This window comes from Congzhengia sp., assembly GCF_037235575.1.
Classification (GTDB): Bacteria; Bacillota; Clostridia; order UBA1381; family UBA9506; genus Congzhengia; species Congzhengia minquanensis.
Map to the genome: position 1 here is coordinate 1 of NZ_JAXUNN010000033.1, position 15,764 is coordinate 15,764.

Annotated in this window: 14 protein-coding genes and 1 pseudogene; 9 read left to right on the forward strand and 6 right to left on the reverse strand. The window is 46.5% G+C overall.

Features of this window, described 5'->3' with window-relative positions; all coding sequences use genetic code 11:
- The 7 genes and pseudogenes from WIG73_RS07815 to WIG73_RS07845 form a co-directional block, all read left to right on the forward strand.
- Positions 1-417, forward strand: a pseudogene (locus WIG73_RS07815) (gfo/Idh/MocA family oxidoreductase); the annotation flags it as partial.
- A gap of 17 nt (positions 418-434) precedes the next feature.
- Positions 435-1,196, forward strand: coding sequence for a sugar phosphate isomerase/epimerase (locus WIG73_RS07820; protein WP_337400019.1), 762 nt, complete (start codon positions 435-437; stop codon positions 1,194-1,196).
- A 24-nt stretch (positions 1,197-1,220) separates the two neighbouring features.
- Positions 1,221-2,237, forward strand: a complete 1,017-nt coding sequence (locus WIG73_RS07825; protein ID WP_337400020.1) for a Gfo/Idh/MocA family oxidoreductase — start codon at positions 1,221-1,223, stop codon at positions 2,235-2,237.
- Between the two features lie 13 nt (positions 2,238-2,250).
- A complete protein-coding gene (uxuA, locus tag WIG73_RS07830) occupies positions 2,251-3,291 on the forward strand; it encodes a mannonate dehydratase (RefSeq protein ID WP_337400021.1) in 1,041 nt (346 codons plus the stop codon).
- A gap of 11 nt (positions 3,292-3,302) precedes the next feature.
- Positions 3,303-4,703 carry a glucuronate isomerase gene (gene uxaC / locus WIG73_RS07835; protein ID WP_337400022.1) on the forward strand — a complete coding sequence of 467 codons (1,401 nt, stop codon included), beginning with the start codon at positions 3,303-3,305 and terminating at the stop codon, positions 4,701-4,703.
- Between the two features lie 13 nt (positions 4,704-4,716).
- A complete protein-coding gene (locus WIG73_RS07840) occupies positions 4,717-5,568 on the forward strand; it encodes an SDR family oxidoreductase (protein WP_337400023.1) in 852 nt (283 codons plus the stop codon).
- Positions 5,569-5,697: 129 nt separating this feature from the next.
- On the forward strand, positions 5,698-7,098 hold the full coding sequence (locus WIG73_RS07845) for a sodium:alanine symporter family protein (protein ID WP_337400024.1): 1,401 nt from the start codon (positions 5,698-5,700) through the stop codon (positions 7,096-7,098).
- A gap of 63 nt (positions 7,099-7,161) precedes the next feature.
- Here the strand turns inward: WIG73_RS07845 and WIG73_RS07850 are convergent, their stop codons facing one another.
- The 5 genes from WIG73_RS07850 to WIG73_RS07870 form a co-directional block, all read right to left on the reverse strand.
- On the reverse strand, positions 7,162-7,944 hold the full coding sequence (locus WIG73_RS07850) for a copper amine oxidase N-terminal domain-containing protein (protein ID WP_337400025.1): 783 nt from the start codon (positions 7,942-7,944) through the stop codon (positions 7,162-7,164).
- A gap of 362 nt (positions 7,945-8,306) precedes the next feature.
- Entirely contained in the window at positions 8,307-9,323 is a 1,017-nt protein-coding gene (locus tag WIG73_RS07855) for a DUF3048 domain-containing protein (RefSeq protein ID WP_337400026.1), read from the reverse strand.
- Positions 9,320-9,916: an XTP/dITP diphosphatase gene (locus WIG73_RS07860; RefSeq protein WP_337400027.1), complete on the reverse strand. Its 597-nt coding sequence runs from the start codon at positions 9,914-9,916 to the stop codon at positions 9,320-9,322. Before WIG73_RS07860 ends, WIG73_RS07855 begins: the two co-directional genes overlap by 4 nt.
- Positions 9,906-10,835 carry a hypothetical protein gene (locus tag WIG73_RS07865; protein ID WP_337400028.1) on the reverse strand — a complete coding sequence of 310 codons (930 nt, stop codon included), beginning with the start codon at positions 10,833-10,835 and terminating at the stop codon, positions 9,906-9,908. The genes WIG73_RS07860 and WIG73_RS07865 overlap by 11 nt, the downstream gene beginning before the upstream one ends.
- A 34-nt stretch (positions 10,836-10,869) precedes the next feature.
- Entirely contained in the window at positions 10,870-11,847 is a 978-nt protein-coding gene (locus WIG73_RS07870; RefSeq protein ID WP_337400030.1) for a type I phosphomannose isomerase catalytic subunit, read from the reverse strand.
- 169 nt (positions 11,848-12,016) lie between these two features.
- On the opposite strand from WIG73_RS07870, the gene WIG73_RS07875 reads away from it, so the two are divergent.
- Both WIG73_RS07875 and WIG73_RS07880 read left to right on the forward strand, forming a co-directional pair.
- Positions 12,017-13,237 carry a 6-phosphofructokinase gene (locus tag WIG73_RS07875; protein WP_337400065.1) on the forward strand — a complete coding sequence of 407 codons (1,221 nt, stop codon included), beginning with the start codon at positions 12,017-12,019 and terminating at the stop codon, positions 13,235-13,237.
- 69 nt (positions 13,238-13,306) lie between these two features.
- Positions 13,307-14,809: an amidohydrolase gene (locus WIG73_RS07880; RefSeq protein ID WP_337400031.1), complete on the forward strand. Its 1,503-nt coding sequence runs from the start codon at positions 13,307-13,309 to the stop codon at positions 14,807-14,809.
- On the opposite strand, the gene WIG73_RS07885 is transcribed toward WIG73_RS07880, so the two are convergent.
- Positions 14,787-15,722 carry an AEC family transporter gene (locus WIG73_RS07885; protein ID WP_249313333.1) on the reverse strand — a complete coding sequence of 312 codons (936 nt, stop codon included), beginning with the start codon at positions 15,720-15,722 and terminating at the stop codon, positions 14,787-14,789. The genes WIG73_RS07880 and WIG73_RS07885 overlap by 23 nt on opposite strands.
- Positions 15,723-15,764 lie beyond the last annotated feature (42 nt).

The following is a 15,764-nucleotide window of genomic DNA, read 5'->3' on the forward strand; positions in this document are numbered from 1 at the left end:
ATGGGCCAGCTGATTATTGAAGACAACAAAATTAAATTTAAGAGAAATATTATGTCTGAGCGTGAATATAACCGGACAGACACAGAAAGTATTTTCGGCAGCTTAGAATATTGGAACTGCGACATTCCGGTGGATTCCTCCGGCGGAGAGCAGCACGTAGGAATTTTAAAGAACTTTACTGCAGCCATTTTAGATGGGGAGAAACTGCTTGCGCCGGGCTATGAGGGAATAAACGGCTTAACCATTTCTAACGCCATTCACTACAGTGCGTTTACAAACAAGTGGGCGGACGTGACGAATTTCCCCCACGACGAGTTTTATGAACTGCTTCAGGAGAAAATTAAAAACTCTACATTTAAAAAAGAAGTGAAAGAACAAAAAACGCTGGACGCAGATTCCATGTCGTCGACACACTAAAAGGAGAGATTAAAGTTATGGATAAACGAATTGGAGCACAGTTATATTCCTTGCGTACGTTTTTGGAAAAACCGGAGGATTTAGACCCCACTTTTGCAAAAGTTGCGGACATCGGCTACAAAACCATTCAGGTTTCAGGACTGGGGCCTATGCCGTATTCTCTCATTAAAGAAAAGGCCGACCAACACGGCTTGGAAATTGTCTGCACCCACATGGGCATGAACAGATATATTCACGAAATTGACGGCGTTATTGCGGACCACAAAGCAATGGACTGCAAAATTGCCGGTATTGGTGCAATGCCCGGCGAATACCGTGAGGATTTGGACGCCTTAAAAAAGTCGATTAACCACTTTAATAAATTTTCAGAGGAGCTGGGCAAAGAGGGCATTACCTTTGGTTACCACAACCACGGGTTTGAGTTTGTGAAGCTTGACGGCAAGTTTATTATGGATTATATCGTAGAAAACACAGACATCAGTTTCATTGTAGATACATATTGGTTTGCGTTTGCAGGAATCGACCCGGCGGCGTATATTAAAAAGCTGGGTAAGCGCGCCATTGTGGTGCATTTTAAAGATTTAAAAGCCCTGCCAAACAACACGGTGACCATGTGTGAGGTTATGGAAGGCAACTTAAACTGGGATTCCATTATCAAAGCATGTGAAGAAGCAGGAGCAGGCTATGCTATGGTGGAACAGGACAACGCGCCGGACGGCGACGCGTTTGCCAGCATGGCGCTGAGCTATAAAAATTTGACCACAAAGGGCTTTATTTAAAACGGCCGGAAAGGAACGAGCGTTATGTTACATGCCGCAATTGTGGGATACGGCAACATTGGTCCCACCCATGCCGCGGGGCTGAAAACGGCGGAATTTGCGAACCTTAGCGTGATTTGCGATATTCAGGCGGACAGGGCAAAGATTGGGGCGGCCGAGTATGGCTGCCGCGCGGTTTCTGATTATGATGAAGTTTTAAAAGACGGCAGCGTTGACGTTGTTCATGTCTGTACGCCCCATTACCTGCATAAGGACATGGCGGTGAAAGCGCTTTCTGCCGGCAAGCATGTGGTATTGGAAAAACCTCTTTCCATGAACAAGGCTGAGCTTAAGGAGCTAATTTCAGCTCAGGAAACCTTCGGGAAAAAGGTTTGTGTCATGTTCCAAAACCGGAAGAATAACGCTGTTCAGGTGTTAAAGGAACTGACAGACAGCAAAAAATTCGGCAAACTTCTTGCTATTTCCGGTTTTATGACCTGGGACAGGGACGAAGCCTATTACGCCCAGGACGAATGGCGCGGGAAATGGGCAACCGAGGGCGGCGGCGTGCTGATAAACCAGGCGGTGCACCTTTTGGATTTAATGGGCTACATCGGCGGAAAAATTGAGGCGGTGAAAGCCTCCATCTCTACAAAACGCCTTGCGGGCGTTGTTGAGGTGGAGGACACGGCTGACGCGCTGCTGTTTTATGAGAACGGTATGCGGGGCTGCTTCTATGCGTCCAATGCATATACTACAACAACGCCTTTTCAGCTAACCGCTGAGTTTGAACTGGGCAGGATCCGCTACAGCGACAATTTTTTGTATGAGATTAAAAACGGGGAAGCGCCCCGGATTGTTGCGGGTAACGACATGAACACCCCGGGAAAATCCTGCTGGGGCTCCGGCCATGCACAGGTGATTGACGAGTTTTATAAAGCGCTTGAAAACAAAACAGACGACTATCTGGCCTTAAGTACGGGGGTCGATACGTCAAATCTTTTATTCTCCATTTATGAGAGCGCAAAGGACGGAGAAAAACAGGTAAAATTAACAGACTGAAGGAGGAAAAAACATGCAGATGACCTTTCGATGGTATGGGGACGATGACCCGGTAACGCTTTCTAAAATCCGCCAGATTCCGGGAATGACAGGAATTGTTTCCGCCATTTATGATATTCCGGTTGGCGAGGTTTGGCCGGAGGAAAAAATTAAAGCATTAAAAGAAAAGGTTGAAAGCGCAGGGCTAAAGCTTTCTGTCATTGAAAGCGTTCCGGTACACGAGGACATTAAAATGGGCACGGGAGACCGGGACAGATATATTGAAAATTACTGCCAAACCCTGAAAAACCTATCTAAATTCGGCATTGACTGTGTGTGCTATAACTTTATGCCGGTGTTCGACTGGACGCGCTCCGACCTGGCCCATGAGCTTTCAGACGGTTCCAACGCCTTAGTTTACTATAAAGACCAGGTGGCGCATATGGACCCGGTAAAGGGCGATTTGTCGCTCCCGGGCTGGGACGCAAGCTACACAAAAGACTCTTTGGCGCGGCTTTTAGAAAGCTACAGCAAAATCACAGAAGAAGACATGTGGAACAACTTAAAATATTTCTTAGACAAGGTGATTAAAGTTGCCGAAGAAGTGCACATCAAAATGGCAATTCACCCGGACGACCCGCCCTGGAGCATTTTCGGCCTGCCGAGAATTATTACAGATAAGCAGAACTTAGAGCGGTTTTTAAAGCTTTATGACAGCAAATATAACGGCTTAACGCTGTGCAGCGGCTCGCTGGGCGTAACAGAGTCGAACGACGTGGTGGACATGATTTATTCGTTTGCTGACAGAATTCATTTTGCTCATGTGCGGAACGTGAAAATTACGGAGGACGGCTCTTTTGAAGAGTCTGCACACCTTTCCTCCTGCGGGTCGTTAGACATTGTAAAAATTATGAAGGCGTATCACGACACGGGCTTTACCGGATACGTGCGCCCCGACCACGGCAGAATGATTTGGGGCGAAACAGGCCGCCCGGGCTATGGCTTATATGACAGGGCGCTGGGCGCGACCTATATTAACGGTATCTGGGAAACCCTTGAAAAATTAGACAAGTAAGGGAGAACGCAATGAAAAAATTTATGGACGAAAATTTTCTTCTGGAAACAGAAACGGCCAAAAAGCTGTTTTTTGAAGTGGCTAAGGATTTGCCGATTTACGACTATCACTGTCATTTGTCCCCAGAAGAAATTTATGAGGATAAACAGTTTAAAAACATCACCGAGGTTTGGCTGGGCGGCGACCACTACAAGTGGCGCTTTATGCGCTGGATGGGCGTGCCGGAAGAGCAAATTACAGGCAGCGCCTCTGACTATGACAAGTTCTTGGCCTATGCAAAGGCCATTCAGTTTGCGGCGGGCAACCCGCTTTACCACTGGTCGCACTTAGAGCTGCAGCGGTATTTTGGTATTTATGAAACGCTGACGGAGAAAACTGCACCTAAGATTTGGGAAAAAGCGAATGCGATTATTGCAAGCGGCGACTTTTCTGCAAGAAAGCTCATTGAAAAGTCTAACGTGGCGTTTATCGGCACCACCGACGACCCCACCAGCGATTTGAAATATCACCTCGCTCTGGCGGAAGACAAAAATTTTAAAACAATCGTGAAACCTACGTTCCGCCCCGACCCGGCGGTGAACATTCAAAAGGACGGATTTGCCGAATATATCGAAAAGCTGGGCGCGGTTTGCGGCACAACTATATCTGACATCGACGGGCTGTATGATGCACTCCGGTCACGAATTGAATTTTTCCACCAGGCAGGCAGCAGAATTTCCGATCACGGCATTGTGAGCGTTCCGTTCTTAAAGGCGGATAAAAACGAGGTAGACGCCATCTTTAAAAAGGCGCTCAGCGGTGAAACGGTAAGCGACTGTGAAGCTGAAAAATATCAGACGGCAGTTATGCTGTTCTGCGGAAAAGAGTATGCTGCGCGCGGCTGGGTAATGCAGCTTCACGCTGCGGCAATCCGCAACAACAACACACCCATGTTTAAAAAGTTAGGCCCCGACACGGGCTTTGATTCGATTTTAAACGTGAACCTGGCGGAAAAACTCTCACGCTTTATGGACACGCTGTTGATTGACGGGAATCTTCCGAAAACTATTTTGTATAGCTTAAGCCCCATCGATAACTCTCTGCTGGTTTCCATGGCGGGCAATTTTGAGGGTGACGGCATTAAAGGCAAAATTCAGCACGGCTCGGCATGGTGGTTCAACGACCATATCGACGGTATGGTAGATCAGATGAAAACTTTGGGGAATCTTGGCGCGCTGGCCTCTTTTGTGGGTATGCTGACAGATTCAAGAAGCTTCTTGTCCTACCCCCGGCATGAATATTTCAGAAGAATTCTCTGCAATTTAATCGGCGGCTGGGTGGAAAACGGCATGTATGCCGACGACCGGGAAATTTTAGATAAACTCATTGCAGACGTTTGCTTTAACAACGCGAAAAACTATTTTTTAATGTAAAGGAAGATTGATGATGAAATTACCGTTTGATATTGACTTAAAGGGCAAGGTCGCAGTTGTTACAGGCGGCGGCGGCGTGCTTTGCGGCATGTTCGCAAAGGCGCTGGCCTCCTGCGGGGCAAAGGTTGCCGTTTTAGACCTTCGGAAAGAAGCTGCGGACGCGGTTGCCGACGAAATCAAAGCAGACGGCGGAACAGCCATTGGCGTCTGCGCAAATGTTTTAAGCCGCGAAAGCTTAGAAGAAGCGAAAAAGCAAGTGAACAATGCGTTCGGCACCTGCGACATTTTGTTAAACGGCGCCGGCGGCAACAACCCTCGGGGTACGACCACGAAAGAATACTACGAAATCGGCGACGAAGACAAAGAGGATTTGGTGTCCTTCTTCGACTTGGACCCCGACGGCGTGTCCTTTGTGTTTAACTTAAACTTTTTGGGAACGCTCCTTCCCACTCAGGTGTTTGCCAAGGATTTAATCGGCAAAAAAGACGCGGTGATTTTAAACGTGTCCTCCATGAACGCGTTTTGCCCGCTCACCAAAATTCCGGCCTACAGCGGCGCAAAAGCGGCTGTTTCTAACTTTACACAGTGGCTTGCGGTGCACTTTTCAAAAGTGGGCATCCGCGTGAACGCCATTGCCCCGGGGTTCTTTGTAACAGACCAGAACAGGGCGCTTTTGAAAAATCCCGACGGGAGCCTGACGCCCCGGTCGGAAAAAATTCTTTCGCAAACCCCTATGGGCAGGTTCGGCGAAGCGGAGGAACTGATCGGCACACTGTTATTTTTGGTGTCTGACGAGGCGGCGTCCTTTGTAAACGGTGTTGTTATTCCTGTTGACGGCGGGTTTGCGGCCTACAGCGGAGTTTAAGCATCTTTTTGCCGGGAAGCAATTGCTTCCCGGCTTTTTTGTGATTCATTTGTCAAAAATACTTGCAAAAATGGAAATTATATGGTATATTATTGAATATTATCGATAGAAATGGGGAAGAAAACAAGCATGGATGCACTGAATCGAATTGTTCTGAAAATCAACGACATTGTTTGGGGCATGCCGCTGATTATTTTTATTCTGGCAGTAGGAATTTATTTGACCGTTCGCTTGGGCGTGCTTCAAATACGTCATTTGCCCAAAGCATTAAAGTTCATGGTGAAAAATGAGGAGGGCGGCGACGGCGAGGTTTCCAGCTTCGGCGCGCTGTGCACTGCGCTTTCTGCCACAATCGGAACGGGAAACATTGTGGGTGTGGCGACTGCAGTGTGCTCCGGCGGCCCAGGAGCGCTTTTCTGGATGTGGATGGCCGCGTTTTTCGGCATGGCGACAAAATATGCCGAGGGCGTGCTGGCAATTAAATACCGCACGGTGGATGAAAATGGGCATGTTTTAGGCGGCCCGTTTTACTACATTGAGCGCGGCATGGGAAAACGGTGGAAGTGGCTTGCCAAGCTGTTTGCATTTTTCGGCGTTTGCGTGGGCCTGTTCAGTATCGGAACCTTTACGCAGATTAACGGGATTACTTCGGCTGTGAAAAACTTTTTCGACCCGGCAAACAACTACATGGTGAGCCTGTTTGGCAGAGAATATTCCTGGTATGTGGTGATAGCTGGCCTGCTTTTAACTGTTTGTGTGGCGCTGGTTATCATCGGCGGAATCCGCCGCATTGCAAACGTTACCCAGGTGATTGTGCCGTTTATGGCCATTACCTATGTGGTGTTCTGCCTGATTTTGCTGGTGCTCAATTACAGAGCAATTCCCGATGCGTTTGTTCAGGTCGTGCAGGGCGCTTTTAACCCCAGGGCCGTTACCGGAGGTGTTGTGGGCAGCATGATTGTTGCCATGCAAAAGGGCGTTGCCCGGGGCATTTTTTCTAACGAGTCCGGCTTGGGTTCCGCGCCCATTGCAGCTGCCGCGGCAAAGACTAAAGAGCCTGTGCGCCAGGGTTTGGTTTCTATGACGGGAACGTTTATTGACACCATCGTGATTTGCACTATGACAGGCCTGACCATTGTTTTAACCGGCGCGTGGAAATTTGAGGGGTTAGAGGGCGTTGCGGTAACCACTGCGGCGTTTCAGCAGGGGCTTCCCTTTGCAACCTCTGTGGCTTCGTTTATTTTAATGATTTGTTTGGTGTTTTTTGCTTTTACCACAATTTTGGGCTGGGATTATTATTCCGAGCGGTGCTTAGAATATTTAACCGGCGGAAACAAAAAAGCGGTTTCGGTTTACCGCTGGATTTACCTTTTGGCAATATTAATCGGCCCTTACATGACGGTTTCGCTGGTGTGGAACATTGCAGATGTGTTTAATGGTCTGATGGCGTTCCCCAACTTAATTGCGCTTTCCGTTTTAAGCGGCGTTGTCATTAAAGAAACAAAAGAATATTTTAAAAAGATAAAATAAAGTAAGACAAAAAACAAAAGAGATACAAACAGAATTGTTTGTATCTCTTTTACGTAGCTTTAATTAAGGAAGAATCCAGATTTCATCATATTTTGCTTCAAAAGATACAGCAACCATTGCGGTATCTTTTACAAGAAAAACGGTTAAAGAGTCGGCAGTTTTTTTGGTGTCATATTCTGACCAACCATGCTCAAGCAGATAACCGACGTAATCGACCATTTCACTATATTCACCAAATTTTGTGTTTTCGTATGCATACAACATTCCGCCGTCGTCAAATTCAGTGGTATCCATTAATTCAATTCCGGTCACATATGTATAATCAGGAACAACAGTATTTGGATAATACAATATAGTATCATCTCTGTGAGAATCATTCGGGGTGTCGCCAGAGCCCTTTTCGATGTTATTATAATCGATAGGTTTTGTTTTAATGAATACAGTACGGGTATCTGCATCCCACGATACATCGCAGTTAAAGGCTTCTGAAACAAATCTTGCGGGTACTAATGTTCTATCATTAACAATCATAGGGGGGACGTCAATGGCTACTTTTTCGTTGTTAACAATCATCTCATTTTCACCAATGGTGCATTTTACTAGATATGCTTCATTATAAGCTGTTATTGTTCGCGTGGAATCATCCCATTCAACAGCAGCCCCCAATGCTTCAAAAATAGCTCTTAACGGAACCATTGTTCTTCCGCCAATAAGTTGTGGAGGAACATCGAATGAAACTTGATAATCGTCGACCAATACTTTAATATTTTGATTGGCATATGCAGGGATACAAGAAAATATAAGCATTACGGTAGTACATAAAATGGCGAGAAATTTCTTTTTCATAATAAAATCTCCTTTTAAATATTTTTTATATAATACCTGCACTGCCTTGATTTAGAACGTTTTATTATGCACCACACTTTTGTTCTGTAAATTAAAAAAGGCGTGCAGCCGAAGCCACACGCTGAAAAACACATAGCTCCAATTGTCGCCAAACAAAATTTTAACATAACTTATCAAGTATATGCAAAATAGAGCATCTGTATTTTTACCAAAAAAGTAAAAAGTACACATACTTAATAAGCTTGAATATTAAAATTTTGTTTGGCAATTATTATTATATCACTATATTTGCTTTTTGTCCATATTTTTCAAAAAATAAACAGCAGACTTACAAAAAGTCTACTGTTTGCTTTATCGGATTTTTATTCAAATGTGGGTGTTGCATACATTGGCACGATTTGTATGTATGTGTTACCGGGGTTTAACATGAGGGGCGAGCCGTCTTCTAACGTATAAACGGTTTTTGCTTCGCGGGATTGTTTCGACCAGTTGATTTTCACCATTTTCCCGTCGGACAAATAATACCCCGTTCCGCTGCCGAGGTTGGATAAATCCTGCCTGTCTTTGTTTTCCCCGTCTGCCAGGGGTGTATTTTTAAGCTGGTATAAAATAATGTTTTTGGCACTGAGCGCCTCGCCGGTTTGGGAAACGTGTTCCTTACCGTTCACATAGCGGACATAGCGCTTTGTTGCTTCGTCATACACATAATTCAGCTTATAAAACTTGGCGTAGGGAATCGCGACCTTTGTAATTTCTTCGCCGCCCTCCGGCACCGTGTCAACCTTGTTATAGTCGGGAATTTTGTTATCTGTTTCCAAGCTATATCCCTTTTTGTTTTTTGCATAATCTGAAAGCTTCACCGTGCTGGTGTATAGGTTATGCCACGTTTTGTCGTAGGTGTTGTCCCGCCAAAAGCAAGAGCCGTCGCCTAAAACGCCGTTTATATTTTGAATGCCCAGAGCGGAAATGTCCTTTGCGGCTTTGGGACTCCAGCCCGCATGGCCGTAGACCGCGCCGTTTTCCATTGCATAGTCTAAAAAGTAATGGCGCGAAGAGCGAACAGGGCCGATTTTTTCCAGGCCATAGTCTTTAAATAAAGCCATAAAGCGGGTGGACTGTCCCTCCACCACAATTTCATATACCAGATATGCGTTTTCCAGCCCAATTTGTGGGCGGGCTTTTTCGCTGTCGTTATCAATCATAACAGCGATGGGACGCACATGTTCTTTTTCTTTCATTTCAGCATAATACGGGTCTACCTCTTCCTCCGGTTCAACAGCATAGAGATTATTTTGTGCGTTCGGATTGTCTTTTGGCTTCCCGCAGGAGGAAACCAGCATCATAGCGGCAAGGGCCAGCAGAAGTATTCTTTTTTTCATAAGCGTTCTCCTTTTAGTTTTTCAGAAAGGGCAGTCAGCGCCGCCTTTCTGTGACTTACCTTGTTCTTCTCCTCCATCGTCATCTCTGAAAAGGACTTGCCATATTCCGGGGCGAAAAAGACCGGGTCGTAGCCAAAGCCGTTTTCGCCGCGTTTGCTGTCAATAATGATTCCCGGGCAGCTTGTGCCGAAGGTTTCAATTTTTCTGCCGTCGGGAAAAATAAGGCACATGGCGCATGCAAACCGTGCCCCGCGCTTATCTTTTGGAACGTCTTTTAGTTCCGCGAGCAGTTTGTTTACGTTTTCGTCGTCTGTGGCGTGCTCGCCGGCAAACCGGGCGGAATAAACCCCGGGGCGGCCGCCGAGCGCTTCCACTTCCAGTCCGGAGTCGTCTGCCAAAACAGGCAGCCCCGTGCGTTTAGAAATCTCAAAGGCTTTAATATATGCATTCTCTGCAAAGGTTGTTCCGGTTTCTTCTACGTCACATTCAATGCCCACGTCAGACAGGCCCAGCACTTCAATGTCGCTTAGAATTTCGCGGATTTCTTTGAGCTTTCCCTGATTGCCTGTGGCAACTAACAGTTTATTTAACATATTTTTCTACCAATGCATCGATTGTTTTTTCGCAATATCCTTCCGGGCGCGCTTCTTGAAACAGCGACCAGCACTCGTTGTGGGTAACAGAGGCGCCGGGGGCAATAGAGGAGATTTCGCCCAAGGTTTCCATTTCTAAAAACAGCGCGTTGGTAAAGGTTTCGAAAGACATGCCGCCGTCAGGATAACACCCGTTTTCAATGGGGGCATATTGTTTGATGAACAGGTCGCCGTGGTTAAAATACATGGCAAAGCCGTGCTCGCTGTTAATTCCCACTTTAAATTTGTCCGGATGGCCGCTCTTTTGCTCTAAGCCAATGTATTTGTTGCCCCAGGTAACGCGGTCGTCCATCATGTTGGTATACGGCCAAAGCGCCATTAAACGGTTGCCTAAAAGGCCTGTGTCTTTCGTGGGCTGGGCCACAATTTCAAACCCGCCGGGAGATAAAACCGTCAGCGTCCAGGGGGCAAGCTTAACGTCCCAGGCGGCGCAGTTGGTGATTTTGTGCGTCAGGCTCACCTTGCTGGAATCCGGGTCTAAGGTAATAGCAATTTCAAACTGATATTGGTTCCAGGTCTGAGCCGCAGGCTTAAACACCGCACCGTTTTCAATCAGTTCATAGGGCACGGGCTCGTTGTCAGGATAATAGCTTTTGGGCATGCCCTCAGGGCTGGTCCAAAGCCTGTGTCCGCCATAGATATACCAGGTGCCGCCGCCGAATTTGTCAAAGGCCGGGCCAGATTCGCTGAAATCCCTGTTTACATCTTCAAACATCATGTTATCCCCGTCTATGAATGAATAGTTGATCACGCGGGGGCCAACGTCAATTGTCACAAGCAGCTTAACGATGCCATTTGCAATTTCTAAACATTTGCCAAAATTTTTGTACTCTGTAACATTGGTTGTAACTTTTCCCATTTAAAAATCCTCCTTAAGATATATAAAAAATATATTATACCGTCGTTTCTAAAAACGCACATGCGCCTGAAACCAAAATTTCCGCCTCCTGTGCGGCGAAGAAAAAGGTGTCGCCTTTGCGGAAGAGGAACCTTTCGCCGCCGGCTTGAATGGTGCCTTCGCCGGACAGGAATGTGACGCTTGAAAATGAGTTTTGCGTGGTTTTTAAGGTTACTTCTGCATGAGACGTATATTTTTTTGCCGTGAAGTATTTACAAGACGCCGCCTCATAAATTTCCACGCCGTTCTTTTGAGATAAAAGTTTAGGCGTAAAGTCTGTTTTTATTTCCTTTGCCAGGCAGGAAACATCGGCCGCCTTTTCCACATGGAGCTCACGGGGTTTTCCGTCTGCTCCTGTGCGGCCCCAGTCGTAAACCCGGTAGGTGGTGTCGGAATTCTGCTGGATTTCGCAGATGAAAAGCCCCGCCCCAATGGCGTGAATGGTGCCGGATTTCACAAAAAACACATCGCCCGGTTTTGCCGGAACAAAGTTTAAATATTCCGTTAAGGTGTTGTTTTGCACCGCGGATAAAAAAGCTTCTTTTGTCATGTCCTGATTTAAGCCATAAACCAGTTTTGCGCCTGGCTCCGCCTCCACTACATACCACACCTCGGTTTTTCCGTAGCTGCCGTTTTCGTGTTTCATGGCATAGGCGTCGTCCGGATGAACCTGAACGGACAGGTCGGCCTTTGCGTCAATAAGCTTGATTAAAACCGGAAACTGGTCGAACTGCGCAGCGTTTTTTCCGACAATGTTCATTCCTTTTTCCTGATACGCGCGGATAACGCGGCTTAAGGGCTGGCCGTTAAATTCACCGCCCAAAACGGTACTTTCCCCGTTTTTATGGCAGGAAAGCTCCCAGCTTTCTGCTGTTTTATCAAATGGTGTATCTTTAAAATAAGCAGATTTTAGCTTGCTTCCGCCCCATATGTAGTCTTTAAATGCGGGACTAAGCCGAAATGGTTTGATCATGTTAAGACTCCTTTTGTGGAATTTCCTGTTTCATTTTACCACACAATTAAAAAAATGTAAATAATATTTCAAATTCTATTGTGTTTTTCGCGCATTTCGTATAAAATAATAAAAAAGCCGCCAAATTTTGCGGCAAAAAATTGTAAGGGGAAAATTTGCTGTGAATGAAATGTACAATGCAATTGTCGGGCAGTCCGGCGGGCCCACTGCGGCCATTAACGCCAGCCTAGCCGGCGTAATTAAAAAAACATGCGAATCGGAAAAAATCGGGAAGATTTTCGGCATGTTAAACGGCATCAGCGGCATGATGGAAGAACGGATTGTCGACCTGAGCAGTTTGGGCAGTGATGAAGATAAGCTGTCGTTGCTTTCTAAAACGCCGGCGTCATTTTTAGGCTCCTGCAGGTTTAAACTGCCGGAGGAGGACAGCCCGATTTACGACAGGATATTCGACGTGCTGGAAAAGTATCAAATTCGATATTTCTTTTACATAGGCGGAAACGACTCTATGGACACGGTGTTAAAGCTTTCCGCTTTTGCATTGAAAAAGGGGAAGGATATCCGGTTTGTGGGCGTTCCCAAAACCATAGACAACGACCTGCCGGGTACCGACCACACGCCGGGATTTGGCAGCGCCGCAAAATATATTGCGTCTACCGTCCGCGAAATTTCGGCCGACTCTTCTGTTTATAACGTGAATTCCGTGACCGTAATTGAAATTATGGGCAGAAATGCCGGCTGGCTCACAGGCGCGTCTGCTCTTGCCCGGTATAAGGGTTTTGGGCCGGATTTAATTTATTTGCCGGAGCATACGTTTCATTTCAGTCAGTTTTACGACGACATTGCAAAAATATCTAAAAATAAGAAAAATATTGTGGTGGCCATTTCGGAAGGTGCCCGCACGAAAGACGGAAAATATGTCTGTGAGGCGGTGTCCAACGGCATTGTGGACGTGTTCGGGCACAAATATCTGGGCGGAACAGCCCGCGTTTTAGAAGGGTTTGTTCGGAAAAAGTTTGGATTTAAGGCCCGGGGCATTGAGCTAAACGTTTCTCAGCGCTGCGCCGGTCATTTGCTCAGCAAAACCGACATATCAGAATCGTTTCAGGTAGGCAGCAGTGCGGTGGAACTGGCGCTTAAGGGCAAAACGGGCATTATGACCGCCATTGCCAGAATGTCAAATGCGCCTTATCGGTCTGAATGTGTGGCGGTGAATATTGCCGCGGCGGCAAACCAAGAGAAAACGGTGCCCCGCCATTTTATCAGCGAGCGGGGAAACGACGTAACAGAAGACTTTATTCAATATGCCGCGCCGTTGATTGCCGGTGAAGTTCCGGTGGAATTTGAAAACGGACTGCCGAAAATGTTGGTGTTAGAAAAGGAAGCGTAAGCTTCCTTTTTTTGGATATATTTTGGTTTTTTGGGGAAAAATAGGCAAAACGAAACTGTGGAGGAAATCATGAACGTACTTTATAGAAACGGCGATATTTTAACAATGGAGCACGGGGCATATCCAGAGGCGGTACTCACCTTAGGCGGCAGAATTGCATTTGTTGGCAGCGGGGAGGAAGCAAGGCGTCTTGCGCCGGAGAATGTTGTTGACTGCGATTTGGCGGGGAAAACCCTGATGCCGGCGTTTGTAGACTCTCACAGCCATATCTCTGCCGTGGCAAACGGGACCTTGCAGCTCAATTTGGAAAACTGTCAAAGTGCAGATGAGGTGAAAAAGGCTTTGTCTGCTTACATTGAAAAAAACCGCATTGGCCCTGACGAATGGATTTTGGCGTTTGGATATTCCGGCACGCTTTTGAAAACCGATTTAGACGAGGTGTGTAAAAATCCTGTGTTCGTCAGCGGAAAGTCCAAGCATTTCGGAATTTTTTCCTCCTGTGCGCTGCATCTTTTGGGGATTGATTCAAAAGACGGTTATTTGGAGGAAACCGCGCTGTATGAGGCAGAAAAACAAATCCCCATGCCGGGCTATGAAAAGCTGAAAGAGGCGTACCGGAAAGCTGAAAACGAATATTTTTCCTATGGGATTTGCACCATTCAGGATGCATGCGTGCCGCAAGAGCTGTTTTCGTTTTATAACGAGGCTGTGAAAGAAAATTTGTTTTGCGCCGATATTGTTGTATATGCCGATGCGCGGGATTTGAACAAAGCAAAAGAAGAACTGGCACAAATTTGGCAGCAGTATAAAAATCACGTTAAGATGTGCGGTGCGAAGCTGTTTTTAGACGGCTCGCCCCAAACGAAAACAGCATGGATGAAAGAGCCGTATGTTGGCGGCGGAACAGGATTTCGTGCAATGGACGACGATGCGTTGCGCGCTCATCTTGAAACCTGCTCCCGGCATAATTTGCAGGTGATTGCCCACGCAAATGGTGATATGGCAGCAAAACAGTTTATTGACGCGCTTTTAGAACAAAAGCGCATGCCTCCGCGCCCGGTGGTGATTCACGCCCAGACCATTTCAGATGCAGAAATTGAACGGATTGCCGGCAAAGACATTTCGCTTTCTTTTTTTGTGGCGCACACATACTATTTCGGTGATATTCACATGAAAAATTTAGGGGCAAAAAGGGCGGGGCGCATCAGTCCCTGCGGAACGGCAGAGCGGTGCGGCGTGCGGTTTACACTTCACCAGGACGCACCGGTGATTCGCCCGGATATGTTCGAAACCATTTATTGTGCGGCTGCGAGGAAAACAAAAGACGGCGCGGCCCTTTCAGAGAAAGAGCGCATTTCCGTTTACGACGCGCTTTTGGCCGTGACGAAAAATGCAGCATATCAATGCTTTGAAGAAAACGACAAAGGAAGCATTCGGGAGGGCAAGAAGGCTGACCTGATTATTGTCAGCCAAAACCCGCTGAAAATTCAGCGGGAGTGCGTAAAGGATATTTTAGTTTTAGAAACCATTAAGGACGGCAAAACCGTTTTTAAGCGAGACCAAAAAATTTAATGAGATAAACGGAAATAAAAATACTGAACACGCTTAAAACCGAACTGATGGAAATGCCGTAGGCGCTGATTTCAGCTGAAACGCCCATCTGCTTTGCCATGGCAAAGCAGTTCACCGCAGCAGGGGAGGCGCTCATAATGGCCAGCACCATGAGGTGGTTTCCCCGCCAGCCAAACAGGGCCGCGGTAATTAACACAAACGCCGGCGCGAACAGATTTCGCAGAAAAGACGCAAACAAAATATAGGCCTTGTCCTCCTGAAATCCACGGAGGGTGATGGAAGCGCCGATGATGATGAGCCCCATGCAGGAGGCGATGTCACCTAAGGTCTTAATGCTTTTTTCTGCAATGGGGAATACGGGAATTTGAAACACAGCAAATAAAAGTCCTAACGCGGTGCCGATAATTAAGGGGTTTTTTAAAATTCCCAGAATCACTGCGCCGGGGCTTTTTTTCTCTACGCCGTAGTACGACAAAATGATAACCGCCGAAACATTATACAAAATGATTACGAACGACAGAGTAACGGCGGTTAAAGTCACGCCGGCTCCGTCCAACAGGTTGACGGCAATGGGCATGCCCGCGATGGCGAAATTGGAGCGATAGGCCAGCTGAATGACCGCGCCCTTTTTCTTTTTGTCCTGAATAAAAAAGCACATGGCAATGACCACGCCAATCAGCACCAAAATCAGCGCCAGTGTGAAAAGAAAAAATTTGCCGTCGAAGCTTTGGTGAATGTCCGACGTGGATATGTTGTGAAAAATGAGGCACGGAGTGCCTACATAAAACACCAGCTTTACAATTTCATTTTTTGTTTTTTCGCTGAAAAAGTTTAACCTATTTAGCAAAAGCCCAACAAAAATAACAACAAAAACAGGCAGAACGGCGTTTGCCGTGTAAACCATTAATTCCATTTATTCATTGCTCCTATGTAAAATTTAACTGCGTTTATTATA